This window comes from Variovorax sp. 01N425 (assembly GCF_056399465.1).
Genome location: NZ_JBFTRJ010000010.1, coordinates 94,074 through 114,930, shown reverse-complemented (window position 1 = coordinate 114,930; position 20,857 = coordinate 94,074). Strand labels below are relative to the sequence as shown.

Sequence of the window (20,857 nt, the reverse complement as noted above, 5' to 3'; positions counted from 1 at the left end):
TGCCCATGCCTACCTCACATGCATCCACCGACGCACTCGAGAGCGACGCCTGCTACCTGGCGATGAAGACGCACGATGCGCGCTTCGACGGCTCCTTCTTCACCGCGGTGACCTCCACCGGCATCTACTGCCGGCCGGTCTGCCGCGTGAAGCTGCCGCGGCGCGAGAACTGCCGCTTCTTCCGCCACGCGGCGCAGGCCGAGGCCGAGGGCTTCCGCCCCTGCCTGCGCTGCCGGCCCGAGCTCGCGCCGCGGGCGGCGAGCTGGTCGACCGAAGATGCCTCGCGCATCCTCGCGCTGCAGGCCGCGCGGCTCATCGACGAGCCTGATGCCTGGTCCGAGGAGGGTCCGGGCGCGGCGCAGATCGCCGCGCGGCTCGGCGTGAGCGACCGCCACCTGCGGCGCATCTTCGAGGCGCAGTTCGGCGTCTCGCCGCTGCAATACCTGCAGACGCGCCGCCTGCTGGCCGCCAAGCAGCTGATCGCCGACACGCGCCTGCCGATGACGCAGGTGGCGCTGGCCAGCGGCTTTGCGAGCGTGCGCCGCTTCAACGCCGCGTTCCTGGAGCACTACGGCCTCAATCCGAGCGCGCTGCGGCGTGCCGGCGGCGCCGAGGGCGGCGGGGGCAAGGCCATCGAGGTGCGGCTGGGTTTTCGGCCGCCCTACGACGTGGGCGCGATGCTCGGCTTCTTCGCGCGGCGCGCGCTGCGCGGTGTCGAGCTGGCCACCACGGCCGACGGCAAGGAGCCGGCCAAGGGCAGCACGCCCACCTTCGTTCGGCTGGCCCGCACGCTGCGCGTGCAGCAGGGCGGACAGGCACACGCCGGCTGGCTGCAGCTGCGCTTCGACATGGAGCGCGAGCAGATGCTGCTGTCGGTCAGCGACTCGCTCGCCGCGGTGCTGCCGATCGTGATCAGCCGCGCACGCGCCATGCTCGACCTCGATGCCGAGCCGATGGCCATCAACGCCGCGCTGCACGAGGCCTTTCCGCACGGCGATGGGCTGCGCGTGCCGGGCACGGTCGACGGCTTCGAGCTGGCGGTGCGCGCGGTGCTGGGCCAGCAGGTCACCGTGGCCGCGGCGCGCACGCTGGGCTCGCGGCTGGTGGAGGCTTTCGGCGAAGCCATTGCCACGCCCATCGAGGGCCTCGACCGCCTGTTTCCCACGCCCGCGGCACTGGCGGCCGCGAGCGGCGATGCACTCGGCAAGCTCGGCATCGTGCGCCAGCGCCAGGCCGCGCTGCAGGCCATCGCGCGCGAGGTCGCGGGCGGCAGGCTCGCGCTGCATGCGGGCGCCGACGTGCCTTCGACCATTGCCGCGCTGCAGGCGCTGCCCGGCATCGGCGCCTGGACCGCGCAGTACATCGCGATGCGCGCGCTGCGCTGGCCCGACGCCTTTCCCGCGGGCGACGTGGCGCTGCAGAAGGCGCTGGGCGTGAGCACCGAGCGCGCGGCCAGCCAGGCGTCGCAGGCCTGGCGGCCCTGGCGCAGCTATGCGGTGCTGCGCGCCTGGCATGCGCCGGCGCCCTCCTCTCCCGCTGCCGCCACTGCAGCCTCGTCGGCGGCGGCAGCGCCTTTCAACAACCTCACTACGGCAGGCGCCTCCGCCTGAAATGCCATGAAGTTCAAGAGCAAAGTCATCTACACCTCGCACATCGACACGCCGCTCGGCGGCATCACGATGGCGGCCACTGACGAAGGCCTGGCAGGCGTCTGGTTCGACCGGCAGCGCCACTGGCCCGACACCACGGGCTGGCAGACCCAGGACGACCATCCCGCGCTGGTCGAGGCCGGCGCCCAGCTGCGCGACTACTTCGCGGGCAGGCGCGACAGCTTCGACGTGAAGCTCGACCTGTCGCACGGCACCGCGTTCCAGCAGAGCGTGTGGCAGGCGCTGCTCGCCATTCCGGCGGGCAAGACCATGACCTACGGCGCGCTGAGCGCGAACGTGGGCAACCCGGCCGCGGTGCGCGCGGTGGGCGCGGCCGTGGGGCGCAACCCGATCAGCGTGATCGTGCCCTGCCACCGCGTGCTGGGCGCCGACGGCTCGCTGACCGGTTACGCTGGCGGGCTCCACCGCAAGACCGCACTGCTGGAACTCGAAGCGAAATAGAGAGCGCGCGCCCGCCCGAGGACCGCGAAGACCCCATGAGCACGACAACAAAAGACAACAGCACCACCGCCCTTCCCTCGCCCAAGCCCAACAAGCCCTGGCTCATCGACCTCGTGCTGCTCGGCGCGCTCTGGGGGGCGTCCTTCCTTTTCATGCGCATCGGCGCGGCCGAGTTCGGCGCCTTGCCGGCGGCCGCGGTGCGCGTGGCGGTGGCCACGCTGTTCCTGCTGCCGCTCCTGTTCATGCGCGGCCACGGCACGGCGCTGGCGCAGCACTGGAAGGCGTCGATGGCCATCGGCGTGCTGAATTCGGGCATTCCGTTCGCGCTGTTCTGCTTTGCGCTGCTGACCATCAACAGCGGCCTGGCGGCGGTGATCAATGCCACGGTGCCGATGTTCGGCGCGCTGGTGGCCTGGGCCTGGTTTCGCGACCGGCCCGATGGCTCGCGCATCGTGGGCCTGGTCATCGGCTTCGCGGGCGTCGCCATGCTGGCAAGCCGCAGCGCGGGCCTGCATGCCGACGCCAACGGCAACGCCGCGCTGTGGGCCGTGCTGGCCTGCCTCGGCGCCTGCGCCAGCTACGGCGTGGCGGCCAGCGCCACGCGGCGCTACCTGGGCGGCGTGCCCGCGCTGGCCACCGCCACCGGCAGCCAGATCGGGGCCACGCTGTTCCTCGCGCTTCCGGCGCTGTGGTTCTGGCCCGCGCAGATGCCGAGCCTGCGCGCCTGGCTCGCGTTGCTGGCCCTGGGCATCGCATGCACCGGCCTTGCGTACATCCTGTTCTTCCGGCTCATCGCCAATGCGGGACCGGCGCGCGCGCTCACGGTGACTTTCCTGGTGCCGGTGTTCGCGGTGTTCTACGGCGCCGTGTTCCTGGGCGAGAACATCACGCAATGGATGCTGATCTGCGCGGGCGTGATCGTCTGCGGCGTGGCGCTCTCCACCGGCATCGTGAAGCTGTGGCCGCGCGCGGGCGGCGCGGCCGCTACATCGCCCCCGCGACCACGTTGACCGACAGCGCGAGCACCAGCATGTTGAAGGCGAAGGCGAGCACGCTGTGCACCAGCGTGATGCGCCGCATCTCGCGCGAGGTGGCCTGCACGTCGGACACCTGCGTGGTCATGCCGACCACGTAGGCGTAGTAGAGAAAATCGAAATAGTCCGGCTCTTCCTTGCCCGGAAAATCCAGCCCGCCGTCGGGCGAGCCGTCGCGCTGGTCGATGTAGTAGCGGTGCGCGTAGTGAAAGGCGTAGATCGTGTGCATCATGAGCCACGAGCCCACCAGCGCCACCAGCCCCAGCGCGATGTGGCCTGCCCGCGCCGGCCCGCTCATCAGCTTGACCTGCTGCAGCAGCATCGCGATGGCCACCACGCTCGCCGCAATGACCACCAGCATCGAGACCAGGATCACCACGTTGGGCTGGTCCAGCGACTGGGCGCGCTTGCGGGTCTGCGCCGCATCGAAGGTGTCGGCCAGCCACCACGTGAGCAGCAGGAACACCGCCGCGCTGGTGCACCAGCCCGCGAGCCCGCGCGCCATGGCGTCGAGCGGCCAAGGGATGGCCGCAACGGCGATGCCCGCCACGCCGGCATAGAGAAGACGCTGCGGCCCGGTGGTGGTGGACAGACTTTTTGGCATCTCCAAAGCTTACCTTGAGTACTTTTTGAGGTGTGCGAACGCCTGGGTCGCCATCGTCCTACACGCACAGCGGCAATCGGCGCATGGGCTTTGCGCAAGGGGGCTATTAACTTGGCGCTCATCAACAGGGAGCAACCGCCCGGAAGACTGGCGCGCACACAAATTGCGTGTCGATCCCGAGGCGTATTTTTTTGTCTTTTCCTCCTCCTCTTAAGGATCTCTCCATGCTGTTGCTCCGCTCCTGCCCGCTTGCCAGCTCTGCAAGGCTGACGAAGCTGGGCGCATTGGCTGGCGCCGGATTTCTCCTTGCTCCCGCACTGGCCTGGGCCGAGCCGTCGCCCGCGCTGGACCGTTTCAGCTTCTCGGCGGGGGCCTTCAGCGCCGATCCCAAATTCAACGCATCGGTCAGCTCGCCGTACGGCGCGCTGCGCACGCGCGACCTGGAGCCCGGCCGCGTGACCATGCCGCGCATCACGGCCGACCTGCTGATCGGTGACAGCCATGGCCTCTCGTTCGACTACTACCGCTACAAGCGCGACTACTTCGGCCAGGCCGCGGGCAGCGATTCCTTCGGCGGCTTCGGCACGTTCAGCGCGGTGGGCAATGCCAACATCAACGTGAAGCTCGACTTCGCCAAGCTCTCGTACAAGTGGTGGCTCGGCTCGGGCAACACGGTGTTCGGCCTGGGCGCCGGCGCCGCCTACTACAGCATCGACGTGGGCACGAACGCCAACGTCGCGGTGAACGGACGGATCCGTACCTTGAACGAGGATGCGAGCGACAACGCCGTTGCGCCGCTGCTCGAACTGGGCGTGCGGCATGCCATCAACCCCGACCTGCGCCTGTTTGCCGACCTCTCCGGCGTGCGCAAGGGCGGCGGCCGCTTCCACGGCAACATCTACAACGCCAGCGCGGGCGTGGAGTGGTTCCCGGTGAAGAACGTCGGCCTGGTGCTGGCCTATGGCGTCACCAACATCGACCTGGCGCGCCAGAGCAGCACGGCGGAGACCCGCGTCAAGGTCAAGCTGCACGGGCCTTCGGCCTTCCTCAAGGCGCGATTCTGAGGCCCCCGCCGCGCGGCTGCCATGCCACGGGCGGGCGGCTGCGCGCATAGGTGCTTGCGATCATCGGCGGCCGGGCGGCGGCCCCCTATGATCTTTTGATGTACATCCCAGCCCCCCTCCGCTCCGGCCAACCCGACGGGAGCGCCGCCAGCGCGCCCCGCGCCCGCCATCCGAACCCGCTCCGCCTTGCCGCCCCGGCGGCGGCAGCGCTGCTGCTGGCAGCGGGCGCCCCGGCGCACGCGCTGGTCATCGGCGTGACCGAAGGCGTGAGCTACCAGACCACCGAAAGCCAGATCGCGCCCCGCTTCGAGCCCATTGCCGAGGTGCTGAGCAAGGCGCTGAAGCAGCCCGTGACCATCAAGGTGCTGATCTCCTACACCAGCGCGCGCGAGGCCCTGAAGGAGCAGCAGGTCGACCTGGCCTTCATCCACCCGGCCCACGTGGCGCTCGAGGCCGTCAAGAGCGGCCGCTACCAGGCGCTGGCCTGGACCAGCGGCTTCACCGCCTACAAGGTGTCGCTGCTGTGCAAGGAGCCGCAGCCCATCTCCAACTGGAAGAGCATCTCCGGCAAGGGCCTGGTGATGCCCGACGCGGATTCGATCACCTCGGTGATCACGCGCGCCATGCTGCGCGAGCAGGGCCTGCAGCCGGCCGCGCTCAAGCTCACCAACACGCGCTACCAGGACGCGGTGCCCTTCTATGTGCAGAACGGCTTTGCCGCCTACGGCGCCACGGCGGCATCGGGCGTGGTCAAGACCTGGAAGGAAGGCGGCGGCAATGTGTGCGCGGAATCGCGCGCGGTGCCCATCAAGCAATGGCTGGCCTCGCGCAAGCTCGACGTCGCCACGGCCAGCGCGGCACGCGAAGCCCTGCTCGGCCTCGCGCAAAGCGATGCCGGCAAGCGCGCGCTCGCCACATCGACCTACACTGGCTTTGTCGCACCCTCGGCCGAGGTCGAGACGGCCCTGATGAGCTGGCTGGGCATCTGACCCCCTGCGGGCGCGGCGTTCCAACTCCGCTTTTCATGAATCGCCCATGACCGACCTGTCCCGCTTTCCCATCACCCAGAAATGGCCCGCACAGCATCCTGACCGGCTGCAGCTGTATTCGCTGCCCACGCCCAACGGCGTGAAGGTGTCGATCATGCTGGAGGAAACCGGCCTGGCCTACGAGCCGCACCTGGTGAGCTTCGAGACCCACGACCAGATGTCGCCGGAATTCCTCTCGCTCAACCCGAACAACAAGATCCCCGCGATCCTCGACCCCCACGGGCCCGGCGGCAAGCCGCTCGCGCTGTTCGAATCGGGCGCCATTCTTCTGTACCTGGCCGACAAGACCGGCAAGCTGATTCCGCAGGATGCGGCGGGCCGCTACGAAACCATCCAGTGGCTGATGTTCCAGATGGGCGGCATCGGCCCGATGTTCGGCCAGCTCGGCTTCTTCAACAAGTTTGCCGGCAAGGACTACGAGGACAAGCGCCCGCGCGACCGCTACGTGGCCGAATCGAAGCGCCTGCTCGGCGTGCTCGACAAGCACCTGGCCAACCGCGCGTGGATCATGGGCGACGACTACACCATCGCCGACATCGCCTCGTTCCCGTGGATCCGCAACCTGATCGGCTTCTACGAAGCGGGCGACCTGGTGGGCTTCAGCGAGTTCAAGAATGTGGCGCGGGTGCTCGAAACCTTCGTGGCGCGGCCGGCGGTTGTGAAGGGTCTGGGCATTCCCAAGCGCGGTTGACCGGCCTTCGGGGCCGCAGCGCGCGCCCCAAGCGAAAACAAAGCTACTCACTTTTCGATCCGAGTGTCTTTTTCAGGCACGCGCACGGGGTTCCTGCGCCTTTTTCAGCTTCGTTAAGAAGCGGTTAAGGTTACACTTCAATAAGAATAATTCTTATTCAATCGCCCCAGCCACCCCGCATCGCGCGGCGGTGGCCGGCCCAGGGAACCCACACGTTGATGCTTGCGAGAAGGCGATCGGATGCGCGACATCGTCCAGGAACTGCTGGCCCACTATGCGGACTTGCGCCGGCAGCTGACGCGCGACCTGCGCGACCCGCACTACGCGGCGGACATCGCGCAATCCAGCTTCGAGCGCGTGTATGCGCACGCGCTCAAGATGAACAACGGCATCCGCATCGACGATGCGGCGCCGGGCGGCACGCAACAAGGCACCGGCGGCATCGAGTCGCCCCGCGCGCTGCTGTTTCGCGTGGCGCGCAACCTGTGCGTGGACGATGCGCGCCGCCGCAAGGTGGCGCAGGACTGGGTCGGCACGCATTTCAACTCGGGCTCGCGCCAGGTGGCGCCTTCCTGCGAATTCATCGCGTCCCAGCAGCAGGTGCTGGCGCGCGTGGTCGAGACGCTCGAAACGCTGCCTCCCCGCCGGCGCGAAGTGTTCCTGCTGTTCCGCGCCTACGGACACACGCGCGCCGAAATCGCGCAGCAATTGAACATCAGCGAGATGGCGGTCGCCAAGCACCTGCTGCGCGCCGCCATCGACTGCTCGCGCGCGTTCGCCCGGCTGCGTTCGGAGCTGGTCGAGCAGCCGGCCGTCTCGATGCGCCCGGGCTTCGACGCAATGTTCGCCGAAGACTTCGCCTGAGCGGACGGCTGCACCGTGGCGAGCGTCCCGAACGAGAAGCTCATCGAGCGTGCCCTCGCGCTGATCGTGCAGAGCGAGATCGCCGCTGCGCACGACGCCGCCATGGCCGCCCGCCTGGCGCTCGCGCGGTGGCGCAGCCGGTCGGCGGAGCATGCGGCCGCGGCCCAGGAAGCGCGCCGCCGTTGGGACGCGCTCGGCGGCATCGCAGCGGATCTGCGCGACCGGCAGAAGTAGCGGCCAGGCTTCACTGCAGGCGCCCCCGGTCACGCAGCGCCTCCTGCATCGACGGCTTGATCAGCGCGGCCCCGGCCAGCGCCCACAGCGTCAGCACGTCGTCCAGCGCGCAGATGTTCCCGGGGTCCACGCCGAGCCAGCGGATGAGCTCTTCGGCGCGCTCCGGCGAGGGCGAGTCGTGCAGCGTGCAAAAGAGCGTCCACGCGGCGTCGAAGGCGGGATCGTCGGGCACACGGTCACGCATCATGCAGCCAGGCTTTCGGGCGGGACGTACGCCTTGTCTTCCTCGATCTTTCCGGCGCGCATCGTGACCACGCGGTCGGCCAGGTGGAAGTACCTGTCGTCGTGCGAGATCACCACCAGCAGGTGCCCCTTGGCGCGCAGCTCGGGCAGGAGCTCCGTGTAGAACAGGTGCCGGAACGCCGGATCCTGGTCGGCGGCCCATTCGTCGAACACCAGCACCGGTCGGCCTTCCAGGTACGCATGCACCAGCGCCAGCCGCTTGCGCTGCCCGGTCGAAAGATCGGTGGTGGTGAAGGCGCCGTCCTTCACGCTCACCTTGTGCGCGATTTCCAGGCGTTCCAGGTAAGGCAGCGCGGTCTGCGGCAGCGTGGCCGTGCCCGCGCCCTCTTCGCCGGCCGCCAGGTCCTCGAACAGGTAGAAGTCCGAGAACACCGTCGTGAACAGCTGCCTGTAGTCGTCGCGCCCCTGTGGCGTCACCACGCCGCCGTCGAGCAGCACTTCGCCGCCGTGCGGTGCATAGAGGCCGAGCAGCAGCTTGATCAGCGTCGTCTTGCCGGAGCCGTTGTCGCCCACGATGAACACCATCTCGCCGGGCCGCAGCAGCAGGTCGATGGGCCCGAGCGTGAAAGCCTCGCCGCCTTCGGGCGCATCGAAGCGGTAGCACACGCCGCGCATGGCGATCTCGCGGTGGAGCATCACGCCGTTGGATGCGCGCTCCAGGTGCAGGTGCGGCTCCGGCGTTGCAAAGCGCGCCGACAGGTCGGCAATGCGCCGGAACGCGATCCTGGCCCGGCCCACGCCCGGCAGCGCGCCCGCGATCTGGTCCACCGGCCCCTTCAGGAACAGCATCACCAGCACGAAGCCGCTCAGCACCGCGGGCTCGGTCGGCCGGAACGCGGCCCAGCCCAGGATCAGCGCGATCAGCAGGAAGAACAGCGCCGAGCCGAAGGCCGTCGCCATCACATAGGTGTTGATGGCGCGTCCGTTCACGGTGCGGATGCTGTCCACGATGCGCTCGATCTGTCCGCCGAACATCCGCGTGCGGCGCGCGCGGTGCATGCGGAATTCCTTCGCGCCTTCGCTGATCGCGCGGTAGGTCTTGTGCAGCTGCTCCTCGTATTCGCGCGCTTTCCAGAAACCCACCTCGGCGCGCACCTGCGCGCGCGTCTGGATGGTCGCGCCGATCGCGAGCGCCACCACCAAGAGGCAGAACAGCGGCAGCGACAGGTAGGCGAGGTACGCCAGGCAACCCAGCGCAATCGCGAACGCGATGAGCGTGGACGACAGCACGAAGGCCACGTCGCTGATCATGTCCACGTCCTGCGACAGCACCGGCATCAGCCGGTGCGTGCGGTAGCGCTCCAGTGCATCGATGGGCGCCGAGAGAATCTTCTGCGCGAGGCTCTTGCGCACTTGCGCCACCAGCCGCTGGCCGACGAAGTTGGTCGACACGTCCGAGGCCATGCGCCCCAGCAGCGCCACCGCGCACAGCCCGACGAAGGTCAGCAGCAGCCCGCCCGCCATGCCGCCCTCGCGGTTGAGCACCTGGTTGATGGTGCCCAGCAGCGCGACGGTGGCCGCACCCGCGCAGATGCCCGTGACCGCGGACAGGAGGACCCACGGTAGAAACGGCTTGAGCAGGCGCCCGAGTTCGGAGGTGTTGCCACGGGGGGTCGTGGTGGTCGGTGTCATGCAAAGGCTCTTTCCGCCCACCCGGGGCAAAACGGCTTGAAAACGGCCATGCCCTGTCGACATCGCCCGTGCGGCTGCACGCCGCTTACTGCATAGACGGTTGGGTCCGGCCAATGTTCATGCGCGGCGCCGGATGAACACCCCCGCCGCCAAACCGTCTTCAAGGGATGCATTCCCCGCACCTCTTGCAGGCCGCCTCGTGATCGCGCTGCTGGAACCCCTGTTCCCGGGTGCACTGGCCGTGCATGCCGAGCGGCTGCAGTGCGCGGACACGGTACCGGCCGGCGCACTGCGCGTGGCCGACCTGGCGCATTCGCGCTCGCTCCTGGCCGACGTGCTGCACCTTCACGCGCGAGCGCGCGGCGCGGCCGGCGCGCGCGACCTGCGGCCGGTCGCCTCGGCATGGAGCCTGGACTATCTCTCCGCGTTGCTGCCGCCCGTGGTGGCCGCCGCCAGCGTGCTGCAGCACGTGCTTCCCGTTTCAGCGGAGCACATCTGGGTGCGGCTCGACGACAAGGGCGCGCCCGCGAGCTTTCATGTGCTGCACCTGGGCGATGCGCGCCGCGGCGCCGACACCGCCCAGCGCTATGCGCCGCTGCTGTGGCAGCACCTTCAGCCGCTTTTCACTGCCCTGTGCAGCCTCACGCGGCTTGCGCCCAAGATCCTGTGGGGCAACACCGCGCGCCACCTCGAACCGATCTTCGACATGGCGCTGGCCGCGACCGGCGGTGCAGCCCACATCGCACACGACCGCGACCGTCTCCTGCACCACCCCGCCTGGCCGGACGAGGCCCGGCCACTCAACCCCTTGCACGCCCGCTGCCGCGAGGTGCGGCCGGCCGGCGCCGGCCAGGGCCGGCCGGTCAAGCTGCACCGCCAGTGCTGTCTCTACTACCTGCTTCCGCGCGAGGACTACTGCGGCGCCTGCCCGCTCGCGCCGCAGCACCGCAAGAGCGCCGGCGAAATCCTGCAGCCGTGAACAGATGGCGCGCTGCCACGTCTTCTCTCCTGAAGGCCCCACGCCTGCCCGCTCCCGAGCCAACTCCAACGCCGATCCATCCTTTCACGCCACACCCATGTCCAAGGCAAAGCTCGTCTACATCCTGTCCTTGAGAAACGCGGCCGCCGACAAGGCCGGCCAGTACATCGACTTCAAGGGCACGCAGCGCTATATGGCGTCCCCGCTCGAATACCTGGCCAAGGCACTGGACGAAAGCCCGCTGGGCGAGGCCTATTCGCTCGAAGGCATCGTCTACGACGACGACGAAGGCTCGCCGCGGGACCGCGCGGCGCTACAGGACTACGGCTTCTCCTGCCAGCCCGGCCGCCAGTGGATATTTCCGGGCGACCTGAAGACGCAGGGCAAGCTCGTCAACGGCATGCTCCACGCGGTGCCGTCCGAATACCGGCGGCTTCCGCTCGATGCGAAAGAACGCCCCGCCGCCAAGAGCGCCTTCGAGCGCCGCCTGCTGGACAAGCTGCTCACGCTGCAGGCCGACATCGTCGTGCTCGACGGGCTCCTGGTGATCCTGGACGAGCTCGTGCGTCCGGGTGCGCCGTTCCACCGCAGGATCGTCAACATCCACCCCGGCATCACGCGCATCGAGTCGCCCTACGAGCGCCGCGGCGCCCGCGCCACGCTCGATGCGCTGCACGGCGCCAAGGGCCGCAAGGTCGTGAACTGGCAGACGATGGAAAGCATCGCCGCCCCGCCGCTCCTGAAGACCGGCGCTTCGCTGCACTACGTGGACAACGGCATCGACTCCGGCGAGGTCATCCACGACGTGCTCGGCACGCACATCGACCCCGCGGACTCGATCCTCGAGCTGCGCTGGAACAACTTCAACCACAGCCTCTTTCCGGCGCTCCACCAGGGCCTGGCCCTGCTCGCGAGCCGCCGGTCCACCGAAGGAACCCCATGACCCTCACCTCCTACGCCGACGGCACGCCGCACGACATCACCCTGGACGGCGGGATGCTTGCCGTGCGCAGCCGCCAGGGCGACACGCGCTCGCTCTGGCGGCTCGCGACCGGCGGGGCCGATGCCGCGCTCCAATGGGTCGACGGCAGCGCGGCCTCCACCCCTCACCTGCTCGCGGCCCTGGAAGCCGCCTTCGAGCACCTTCCTGCGCACAAGAGCCTCGCGGTGGCGGCGCCCGCGCTGGCCGAGGAGCTGGCCCACACCGGCGTGCTGCTCGCGTCGCCGGACGGCGGCGTGCGCGCCTTTCGCGACATGCTCTGGCAGCAGCCGCGCCTGTGGCTTCCCGCCGTGCATGCCCCGATGGCGCAGCGCTATGCGCTCAGCAACGGCAAGGTGCATCCGCTGCGCACGCCCAAGCCCCGCGGCGTGCTCTACCAGCGCTTCATTCCGTGGCTCGGCAAGACCTTCTCGTTTCGCAGCATCGACTTCGAGCGCGACCTGGGCATCTTCAACCGCTGGATGAACGACCCCGAGGTGGCCGAGATCTGGGAGGAGGAAGGCGACCTGGACAAGCACCGCGCCTATCTCTCGGGCATCGATCGCGACCCGCACATGTACTCGATGATCGCGAGCTTCGATGGCGAGCCCTTTGCCTACTTCGAGATGTACTGGGCCAAGGAAAGCCGCATTGCGCCCTTCTACGACGTGCAGGACTACGACCGCGGCTGGCACGTGCTGGTCGGCGAGCCGTCGTTCCGCGGCAAGGCATTCGCCACTGCGTGGCTCACTTCCATCTCGCACTACATCTTCCTGTGCGACCCGCGCACGCAGCGCGCCGTGGGCGAGCCGCGCATCGACCACGTGCAGCAGATCCGCAACCTGGACAAGTCGGGCTACGCCAAGGTGAAGGAATTCGACCTGCCGCACAAGCGCGCGCAGCTCGTGATGATGCTGCGCGAACGCTACTTCATCGACGGCCTCTGGCTGCCGCGCAGCGACGCGCCGGCAGCCACTCGCGCCAAGCCCGTCTAACTCCCCAACCGCTTCGCAGCAAAAGGAATCCGCCATGGTCATCCACGACGTCATCGGCATCGGCTTCGGCCCCTCGAACATTGCGCTGGCGATCGCGCTCGACGAGAAGCGGCGCGACGGGCACCGGCTCGACGCGATGTTCATCGAGAAGCAGCCGGCCTTCGCCTGGCACAAGGACATGATGCTGGAGCATGCGCACATGCAGATCTCCTTCCTGAAGGACCTGGCCACGCTGCGCAACCCGACCAGCCGCTTCACCTTCATCAACTACCTGCACGAGAAAAAGCGCCTGCAGGACTTCATCAACCTGAAGACCTTCTTTCCGAGCCGCCACGAGTTCAACGACTACCTGGCCTGGGCCGCCGCGCAGTTCGAGGATGCCTGCGTCTACGGCGAGGAAGTTTTCGAGGTGCTGCCCGAGCGCGAGGCCCATGGCGACGACGTGACGCTGCTGCGCGTGCGTTCGCGCGACCGCACGGGCCGCCAGAGCGAGCGCCTCGCGCGCAACCTCGTGGTGAGCGTCGGCGGCATGCCGAACATTCCGGACTGCTTCCGGGCGCTGCGCAGCGACCCGCGCGTGTTCCATTCGAGCACCTACCTGCAGGGCATCGCCGCGCAGGACGGCGCGCAAAGAATTGCCATCGTCGGCGCCGGCCAGAGCGCCGCGGAGATCTTCATGGACCTGCAGGGCCGCCCCCATGCGCCGCAGGTCGACCTCGTCATGCGGGCCCGCTCCATCCGTCCTTCGGACGACAGCCCGTTCGTGAACGAGGTGTTCAACACCGAGTTCACCGACTACATGTACAGCCGGCCCGACGACGAGCGCGCCGCCCTGCTCGCGGAGTTCGGCCACACCAACTATGCGGTGGCCGACCTGGAACTGATCCAGCAGATCTTCGAGATGTTCTACCAGCAGAAGATGCGCGGCGAGAACCGCATGCGCTTCCTGCGCCGGCACGACATCCACGCCGCCCGCGCCACCGCCGACGGCATCCACCTGACCATGTGCGACCAGAACACCGGTCGCGAAAGCACCTCCCGCTACGACGCCGTGGTGCTGGCCACCGGCTACGCGCGCGAGCAGCACAAGGAACTGCTGACGCCCCTCGCGCCGTACCTGGACGGCTTCTCGGTGGACCGCCACTACCGCGTGCGCAGCACCGGGGACTTCCGCCCCGCCATCTTCCTGCAGGGCGCCTGCGAGTCCTCGCACGGCCTGAGCGACACGCTGCTGTCGGTGACCTCGGTGCGCACGGGGGAGATCGGCAGCGCGCTGCTGAAGGCCAGCGCCGCCAACACGGGCCGGAGCGAGCGCCAGGCCGTCCGCATCCAGGCAGCCGCCGAAGCCCGGTGACGCGGGCGGACGGCACGCGCTGAAGCATGGGGTACAGGGTGTCTCTCTTTTTGTAGTTCAAACGTCTCATGTACGGAAGCGCCAGAACTGCGGAAACGGCAGGCCTTGCGCTGAAACCCGAACACGTCGTTTTTTCACTGCTCCTGGAGTACCTCAACCTATGCGTCCCCTGCCCCGACCCCGCCTGCTGAGCGCCGCGCTTGCCTCGGCCTTCGGAACCGCCTGCACCCTGTGGGCGGCCCCCGCCTTCTCGCAGGACAGCAGCAACCTGCCGGCGGTGACCGTCACGGCCGATACGGAAGCGTCGGCCAAGGGCCATGTGAACGGCTACGTGGCCAAGCGCAGCGCCACCGGCACCAAGACCGACACCCCGATCCTGGAAACCCCGCAGTCGATCTCGGTGGTCACGGCCGACCGCGTGGCCGCCATCGGCGCCACCACCGTGAAGGACGCGCTGGGCTACACCCCCGGCGTCACCACCACCGTCTTCGGCGCCGACTCGCGCTACGACTGGATCTCGATCCGCGGCTTCGACGGCTACGCGCCGGGCTTCTACCTGGACGGCATGCCCCTGCGCAACAACGGCAACTGGGGCGTCTGGCAGATCGAGCCCTATGGCATGGAGCGCATCGAAGTGCTGCGCGGACCGGCCTCGGTGCTCTACGGCCAGGCCAGCCCCGGCGGCGTGGTCAACGTCGTGAGCAAGCGCCCCACCACCGAGCCGCTGCGCGAAGTGCAGCTGCAACTGGGCAGCAACAACCGCACCCAGGTCGCCGCCGACTTCTCCGGCCCCATCGATGCCGAAGGCAAGCTCAGCTACCGCCTGACGGCCGTGGGCCGCGACAGCAAGCTGCCGGCCGCCAGCATGGACGACGACCGCTTCTACATCGCGCCCTCGCTCACCTGGCGCCCCTCGGCGGACACCACGCTCACGCTGCTGTCGCACTTCAACCGCGTGCGCGGCGGCGTGTACACGCGCGGGCGCCCGACGGTCGGCTCGCTGGTCCCCACGCGTTTCGGCAACTACATTCCCGACTCGCTCTTCGTGGGCGACCCCAACTTCAACCACTTCGACGTGGACCAGTGGATGGTCGGCTACGAGTTCGAGCACCGCTTCAACGACACCTTCACCGCGCGCCAGAACCTGCGCTACGGCCGGCTCGACGTCGACTACGGTGCCGTGCAGGGCCGCGCGATCGTGCCGCTCAACAGCAACGCCGCCGACCCGCGCAACTACCAGATGCTGCGCCGGAGCATCTCGGGCAGCCGCGAGAGCGTCTCGACCTTCACGCTGGACAACCAGCTCGAAGCCAACTTCGTCTCGGGCGACTGGAAGCACAAGGTGCTGATCGGCCTGGACCACCAGCGCACCGGCATCGAGCAGGCCAGCTACAGCGGCGGCAGTGCGCCGAGCATCAACATCTACGCGCCCGTGTACGGCGGTCCGTTCTTCGTGCCCGCGCCCTATGTGGACGCCAACACCCGCCTGACGCAGACCGGCCTGTACATCCAGGACCAGATCAAGTGGGGCGAGCGTTGGAGCCTCACGCTGGGCGGCCGCTACGACCGCGCCTCCACGGTCATCCACAGCAACCTGGACGGCACGCGCAGCGACATCCCCGAGCACAAGTTCACCAAGCGCGGCGGCCTGGTCTACACCTTCCCGAGCGGCTGGGCGCCCTACCTGAGCTACTCCGAATCGTTCTCGCCCTCGGCGCGCCTGAACCCGGACACCCAGAGCCCGTTCAAGCCCGAGACCGGCCGCCAGTACGAAGCCGGCGTGCGCTACCAGCCCGTGGGCACCACGGACAGCTACAGCGCCGCCCTCTTCGACCTGCGCCGCCAGAACTACATCACGGCCGACGCCAACTTCCGCCCGCGCCAGACCGGCGAGGTGCTGGTGCGCGGCCTGGAGCTCGAGGCGGCCTTCCAGCCCGTCAAGCGCATGAACGTGACGGTGTCCTACGCCTACACGCCCAAGGTCGAGATCACGGCCAGCAGCACGCCGAGCGAAATCGGCACGCCGCTGCTCGCGGTGTCCAAGCACCGCGCCGCGCTCTGGGCGGACTACCGCTTCGACAACGGCATCAAGGTCGGCCTGGGCGCGCGCTTCACCGGCTCGAACCGCGGCGACCTGAACAAGGCGCCGGTCCAGGTGCCTTCGTACACCGTGTTCGACGCGATGATCGGCTATGACATCGATCGCTGGAGCCTTGCGCTGAACGTGCGCAACCTGGCCGACAAGACCTACTTCGCGAACTGCGACCAGTACGGCAACTGCTACTACGGCGACCAGCGCAAGGTCACGGCCACGGCCACCTACCGCTGGTAGGCCGCGGACTGGGCCGGCTGCACGGCGCCATGCGCCGCATCGGCCCCGCGCAGCAGCGCCTTCAGCGACGCGCACAGCGCGGGGTGGCGAACGATGTCCAGGTGATCGGCCTGCGGCAGCACTTCGGCCGACACCACCGGCGCATGGTCGGCCCAGTTGCGCAGCGTCTCCTCGCGGCGCAGCGAGCTGTCCGCGAGGAACACATGCAGCGGCAGCGGCGACCGCGCGCAGGTGTAGCGCGCGGCCTGCACGCGCTTGTCGATCGTCGCCCACAGCAGGTACTCGGCCGCCTCGTCCTCGGTGCCGTCGAGCGGCAGCGGCTGCGCCGGGTTCAGCACCTGCTCGGCCACCCAGGCAAGCTCCTCGCCGTCCATGCGGGCGAACAGCGCCTTCCAGTGAGCGGCCATTTCCGAGCGGCCCAGCCACTGCGCGAGCACCTCGTCGGCCTGGGCGCGCCGGGCGGCGTCGAGCGGCGCCGAGGCGCGCAGCGGCGCGGTCTCGAACACGTCCAGCATGCCGGTGAACACGATCTCGATGCGTCCCTGCAATTGCCGCGCAAGCTCGAAGGCCAGGTCGCCACCCGACGACCAGCCCAGCAGCGCGCAGCGCCCCTCGGTGGCCGTGGCGAGGATGAAACTCGCGTACTCCGCGGCCAGCGCCTGCAGGTCGAAACCGCGCCAGCGCTTGCGCGTGTAGACGTGGCTCACGAAGCCGTACACCACGCGCTCGCCCTGCAGCGCCTCTGCGAGCGGCAGGAACTCGCGCGTGTTCACGATGAGGCCCGGCAGGCAGAACAGCGGCACGCCGGTGCCGCTCGCACTCAGGCAGACGGCATCGTGCGAACCCTCGAACTTCTGCCGCAGCCGCTCGGCGAGGCTGCCGAGGCTGCTGGCCTGCATCACATCCGGCAGGCTCAGCTGGCCGCCGCCGGGCAGCTGCTTGCGGATGCGCGCCACCAGCTTCAGGCTCAGGATGGAATCGCCGCCCAGCGCGAAGAAGTTGTCGCCGCGCGCAATGCGGTCCACGCCGAGCACCTGGCTCCAGATGCGGGCCAGCGCCTCTTCGGTCGGGCCCTGCGGGGCGTCGAAATGGCGCGCAGGCTCGGGCTGCGCCGGGCGCGGCAGCGCCTTGCGATCGATCTTGCCGTTGGCCGTGAGCGGCAGCGCGTCGAGCAGCACGATGCGCTCGGGCACCATCCACGCCGGCAGGCTGTCCGCCAACGCGTGCCGGAGCTCTTCCACATCGAGCGAAGTGCCCGGCCTGGCGACCACGTAGGCGCGCAGCACCGCGCTCTCCTGCGCGCCCTGCTCCGCGACGACCACGGCATCGGCCACGCCATCGAGCTCGCGGATGCGGCCCGCCACTTCGCCCGGCTCGACGCGGTAGCCGCGAATCTTCACCTGGTCATCGCTGCGGCCGAGAAACTCCAGCGTGCCGTCGCTGCGCTGGCGCACGCGGTCGCCCGCACGGTAGATGCGCTGCCCGTCGCCGAAGGGCGAGGCAACGAAGCGATCGGCGCAAAGACCGGCGCGCGAAAGATAGCCGCGCGCCACGCCGGCACCCCCGATGTAGAGCTCGCCCGCCATGCCGGGCTGCACGGGCTGCAATGCGTCGTCGAGCACCCAGGCGTCCATGTTCGCGATCGGCTTGCCCAGGGGCAGGTTGCCGGTATCGCCAGCCTGCGCCGGCGCGGCATGCGTCAGCATGCCGACCGCGGTCTCGGTCGGCCCATAGTGGTTGAAGATGCGCAGGTCCGGCCGCAGCGCGCGAATGGCCTGCAGCGTTGCCGCGTCCGTCGCCTCGCCGCCCAGCACGAGCGCGTGCGACGGCAGCACCGCGGCCGCGCGCTGCGCGTTCAGCAGGCCCTTCAGGTGGCTGGGCACGATCTTCAGCACGCCGGCGCGCGTCTTCGCCATGCTGTCCGCAAACGCATCGGGATCGAAGGCCGCCTCGCTCGAGACGAGGTGCAGCGCACCACCCGAGCACAGCGCACCGAACAACGAGGTATGGCCAAGATCCGCCGCGACGGTGGACACCATCGCGAAACTCTCGCCCTCGGGCAGCGCCAGCCGCGCGAGCACGCCCTGCACATAGTTGGCCAACGCGCCGTGGTGAACGACCACGCCCTTCGGCCGGCCGGTCGACCCGGAGGTGTAGATCAGGTAGGCCGCCTGCGCGGGGTGCACCGCACGCGCGCGATGCGGCATGAAGCCGCCCGGCACGTCGAAGCCCACCTGCATGCATGGCAATGCTGCCTGCCGTGGCTTCCCGCCGGACACCAGCACCAGCGCGGCGCCGCAATCGGCCAGCAGCTCGTCGATGCGCTGCTGCGGTAGCGCCGCGTCGATGGGCACGTAGGCGCCGCCGGCCTTCAGCACCGACAGCACCGCCAGCACGAACTCGGGCGTGCGCTCCATGCAGACGGCCACGCGCTGCTCGGCACCAATGCCGCGGCTTTCGAGCTCGGCCGCCCAGTGGCCGGCCGCGCGCGACAGTTCATCGAAGCTGTGCGCGCGGTCGCCGAAAGTGAGCGCCGTCGCGCCGCCGCGCCTTGCGGCCGCCTGGTCGAACAGGGCCAGCACGTTGTCGGCAGGCCAGGATGCGCGTTCGCCGCGCAGGCTCGAATCGCCGGACAGTTGCGTTGCGGCCAACGCGCGCGCCGGATCGGCCGCGACCTGCGCAGCCAGGCTGCACAGCGCATCGGCCAGCCGCTCGATGGTCGCGTGGTCGAAGATGTCCGCGGCATACGCGAGAACAAAGGACAGCGCGCTGCCGGTGTCGACCAGGTCGAAGCTCAGGTCGAAGTGCACTTCGTCCACGCCGATGCCGTGCGCGGCAGCGGCCGGATCCGCGGGCACCGCCCCCGCCGCCTGCTGCGTGGACTTGATCTGGAACAGCGGATGCAAGCCCGGCATGCGCTCCAGCGCCAGCGCCTCGACGAGCATGTCCAGCGGCAGGTCCTGGTGGCTCTTGGCTTCGAGCACGCGTTCGCGCACCTGCGACAGCAGCGCGACGAAGCCGGCCGCGGGGTCCACCTTCATGCGCAGCACCAGCACGTTGGTGAAGTGGCCCACCAGGGCGGCCAGCTCGGAGCGGTCGCGCGTGGTCGACGGCGAGCCGATGCACACATCGCGCTCGCCGCAGTAGCGGTAGACCAAGAGGCCGAGCAGCGCGATCGCCACCATGTACGGCGATGCGGCGTGCTTGCGCGCCAGCTCCTTCAGTCGCTGCGACACATCGGGCGGCAGCGCGAAGTTGATCTGGCCGCCGCGCGCATCGCGCGCCTTCTGGCGCGGGCGGTCCAGCGGCAGCGGCGTGCTTTGCGGCGCATCCCGCAGCTGTTCGCGCCAATACGCGGTTTGCCTTTCGAGTTCGCCGGCTTCGAGCCACTGGCGTTGCCACACGGCGTAGTCGGCGTATTGCAGGGCCGGTGCCGCAGGCTGTGTGTTTCCGGCGGGCGCCGCGAGCAGCGCCTGCAGTTCGCCGACGAGCAGCGCCACCGATTGGCCGTCGGCCGCGATGTGATGCACCGCGAGAAAGAGCTCGGGCGCGCCATCGGCAAAGACGTTCAGTTCACCGCGAAAGACAGGTCCGTGCTCCAGGTCGAAGGGCCGCGCGCCAAACTCGGTGGCGGCAGCCGCCAGCTCGCGCTCGCTGTCCGCGCGCGAGCCAGCCCATTCGCGCACCGCCCAGCCGAAGCGATGCGCGGGGTCGATGTGCTGCAGCGGCTGCCCTTCGGCGCCGGCCGGGTAGGTGGTGCAGAGCACCTCGTGCCGCGCCACCAGCTGGGCGAGGCAGGCCTGCACCTGCTGCGGCGTGCACGGCAGGGGCAGCGCCAGCCGCCCCGACAGGTTGTATGCCGGCGACTGCGGCGCGCGCTGCCACACCAGCCACAGCGCGCGCTGCGCATAGGCCATCGGCACCGGTGCCGCGGGGTCGCGCGGCACGATGGGCAGCGTCTCGAAGCCCACGCCGCTCGCGCGCAGCTTCTCCAGAAACACGCGCTGCCTGGCCGCGGGCAAGGCAGCGAAGCGGCGCGAGAGCGCGGTCATTTCCAGGCTCATAGGTCTTCCATCTCCAGTTCGCCCAGCAGGGCGTCGATATGGCCGATGCCGCGGTCTTCGGAGACCGTGGCGCCGTCCGGCAGTTCAGCGGCCGCGGCCGAGACGGCGGCGGCGAATGCCATCAGCGAGGGTTGCTCGAACACCGTGCGCAGCGGCAGCTCGATGCCGAAGCGCCGCCTGGCACCCGACACCAGTTGCACCGCCAGCAGCGAATGGCCGCCGAGCTCGAAGAAGTTGTCGTGGCGCCCGACGCGCTCCACGCCCAGCACCTCGGACCAGATCGTCGCGAGCGCGGTCTCGACCTCGCCCTGCGGCTCGGCAAAGTCCGTTGCGCTGGCCAGCTCCGGATCGGGCAGCGCCCTGCGGTCGACCTTGCCGTTCGCGTTGAGCGGCACCGCGTCGAGCGGCACGATGGCCGAGGGCACCATGTAGTCGGGCAGGTGCTGCGAGAGCCGCTCGCGCAGCACCGCAACGTCCAGCTCATGGCCGGCCCGCGGCGACACATACGCGACGAGCCGCGCACCCGCCGGCCCGTCCTTGGCCAGGACCACTGCTTCGCGCACCTCGG

17 protein-coding genes and 1 pseudogene (1 of these 18 running past the window's edge) are annotated in these 20,857 nt (G+C 69.3%); 13 read left to right on the top strand and 5 right to left on the bottom strand.

Annotation, left to right across the window (positions count from 1 at the left end; genetic code table 11):
* Nucleotides 1-5 precede the first annotated feature (5 nt).
* Genes AC1DSC_RS19160 through AC1DSC_RS19150 form a run of 3 tightly spaced genes read left to right on the top strand, consistent with a single transcriptional unit; the run spans nt 6 to nt 3,121 of the window.
* Nucleotides 6-1,610, top strand: coding sequence for a DNA-3-methyladenine glycosylase 2 family protein (locus AC1DSC_RS19160; RefSeq protein ID WP_027730095.1), 1,605 nt, complete (start codon nt 6-8; stop codon nt 1,608-1,610).
* Between the two features lie 6 nt (nt 1,611-1,616).
* On the top strand, nt 1,617-2,111 hold the full coding sequence (locus AC1DSC_RS19155) for a methylated-DNA--[protein]-cysteine S-methyltransferase (protein ID WP_369663191.1): 495 nt from the start codon (nt 1,617-1,619) through the stop codon (nt 2,109-2,111).
* Between the two features lie 35 nt (nt 2,112-2,146).
* Nucleotides 2,147-3,121, top strand: a complete 975-nt coding sequence (locus tag AC1DSC_RS19150) for a DMT family transporter (protein WP_369663192.1) — start codon at nt 2,147-2,149, stop codon at nt 3,119-3,121.
* Here the strand turns inward: AC1DSC_RS19150 and AC1DSC_RS19145 are convergent.
* Nucleotides 3,096-3,749: a DUF1345 domain-containing protein gene (locus AC1DSC_RS19145; RefSeq protein ID WP_015866507.1), complete on the bottom strand. Its 654-nt coding sequence runs from the start codon at nt 3,747-3,749 to the stop codon at nt 3,096-3,098. The genes AC1DSC_RS19150 and AC1DSC_RS19145 overlap by 26 nt on opposite strands.
* A 224-nt stretch (nt 3,750-3,973) precedes the next feature.
* Here AC1DSC_RS19145 and AC1DSC_RS19140 point away from each other — a divergent pair, with 224 nt between their 5' ends.
* The 5 genes from AC1DSC_RS19140 (at nt 3,974) to AC1DSC_RS19120 (ending at nt 7,651) form a co-directional block, all read left to right on the top strand.
* Nucleotides 3,974-4,813, top strand: a complete 840-nt coding sequence (locus AC1DSC_RS19140; protein ID WP_015866508.1) for a hypothetical protein — start codon at nt 3,974-3,976, stop codon at nt 4,811-4,813.
* Between the two features lie 98 nt (nt 4,814-4,911).
* Complete coding sequence (locus AC1DSC_RS19135; RefSeq protein ID WP_369663193.1) at nt 4,912-5,802, top strand: phosphate/phosphite/phosphonate ABC transporter substrate-binding protein; 891 nt, start codon at nt 4,912-4,914, stop codon at nt 5,800-5,802.
* A gap of 46 nt (nt 5,803-5,848) precedes the next feature.
* Nucleotides 5,849-6,553 (top strand): glutathione S-transferase N-terminal domain-containing protein, encoded by a 705-nt coding sequence (locus AC1DSC_RS19130; RefSeq protein ID WP_015866510.1) that lies wholly within the window; start codon nt 5,849-5,851, stop codon nt 6,551-6,553.
* Between the two features lie 240 nt (nt 6,554-6,793).
* Entirely contained in the window at nt 6,794-7,417 is a 624-nt protein-coding gene (locus AC1DSC_RS19125) for an RNA polymerase sigma factor (RefSeq protein ID WP_369663194.1), read from the top strand.
* Nucleotides 7,418-7,432: 15 nt separating this feature from the next.
* The gene (locus AC1DSC_RS19120; protein WP_369663195.1) at nt 7,433-7,651 is read left to right on the top strand and encodes an iron dicitrate transport regulator FecR; all 219 of its coding nucleotides are present in this window, start codon (nt 7,433-7,435) and stop codon (nt 7,649-7,651) included.
* 10 nt (nt 7,652-7,661) lie between these two features.
* Here AC1DSC_RS19120 and AC1DSC_RS19115 read toward each other — a convergent pair whose 3' ends face one another.
* Together AC1DSC_RS19115 and AC1DSC_RS19110 are read right to left on the bottom strand one after the other, a co-directional pair.
* Nucleotides 7,662-7,898 (bottom strand): hypothetical protein, encoded by a 237-nt coding sequence (locus tag AC1DSC_RS19115; protein ID WP_369663196.1) that lies wholly within the window; start codon nt 7,896-7,898, stop codon nt 7,662-7,664.
* On the bottom strand, nt 7,895-9,586 hold the full coding sequence (locus tag AC1DSC_RS19110; protein WP_369663197.1) for a cyclic peptide export ABC transporter: 1,692 nt from the start codon (nt 9,584-9,586) through the stop codon (nt 7,895-7,897). The genes AC1DSC_RS19115 and AC1DSC_RS19110 overlap by 4 nt, the downstream gene beginning before the upstream one ends.
* Before the next feature lie 199 nt (nt 9,587-9,785).
* Between AC1DSC_RS19110 and fhuF the strand changes: the two genes are divergently transcribed.
* The 5 genes from fhuF (at nt 9,786) to AC1DSC_RS19085 (ending at nt 16,225) form a co-directional block, all read left to right on the top strand.
* The gene (fhuF, locus tag AC1DSC_RS19105) at nt 9,786-10,565 is read left to right on the top strand and encodes a siderophore-iron reductase FhuF (protein WP_478131906.1); all 780 of its coding nucleotides are present in this window, start codon (nt 9,786-9,788) and stop codon (nt 10,563-10,565) included.
* A 97-nt stretch (nt 10,566-10,662) separates the two neighbouring features.
* Nucleotides 10,663-11,508: a formyltransferase family protein gene (locus tag AC1DSC_RS19100; protein ID WP_278876732.1), complete on the top strand. Its 846-nt coding sequence runs from the start codon at nt 10,663-10,665 to the stop codon at nt 11,506-11,508.
* Nucleotides 11,505-12,539, top strand: a complete 1,035-nt coding sequence (locus tag AC1DSC_RS19095; protein ID WP_369663199.1) for a GNAT family N-acetyltransferase — start codon at nt 11,505-11,507, stop codon at nt 12,537-12,539. Before AC1DSC_RS19100 ends, AC1DSC_RS19095 begins: the two co-directional genes overlap by 4 nt.
* A gap of 34 nt (nt 12,540-12,573) precedes the next feature.
* Nucleotides 12,574-13,893, top strand: coding sequence for a lysine N(6)-hydroxylase/L-ornithine N(5)-oxygenase family protein (locus AC1DSC_RS19090; protein WP_369663200.1), 1,320 nt, complete (start codon nt 12,574-12,576; stop codon nt 13,891-13,893).
* A gap of 160 nt (nt 13,894-14,053) precedes the next feature.
* On the top strand, nt 14,054-16,225 hold the full coding sequence (locus AC1DSC_RS19085; protein WP_369663201.1) for a TonB-dependent siderophore receptor: 2,172 nt from the start codon (nt 14,054-14,056) through the stop codon (nt 16,223-16,225).
* Here the strand turns inward: AC1DSC_RS19085 and AC1DSC_RS19080 are convergent.
* The gene (locus AC1DSC_RS19080) at nt 16,213-20,289 is read right to left on the bottom strand and encodes an amino acid adenylation domain-containing protein (RefSeq protein WP_369663202.1); all 4,077 of its coding nucleotides are present in this window, start codon (nt 20,287-20,289) and stop codon (nt 16,213-16,215) included. The genes AC1DSC_RS19085 and AC1DSC_RS19080 overlap by 13 nt on opposite strands.
* A pseudogene (locus AC1DSC_RS19075) lies at nt 20,286-20,857 on the bottom strand (amino acid adenylation domain-containing protein) (it continues 7,307 nt past the right edge of the window). Before AC1DSC_RS19075 ends, AC1DSC_RS19080 begins: the two are co-directional and overlap by 4 nt.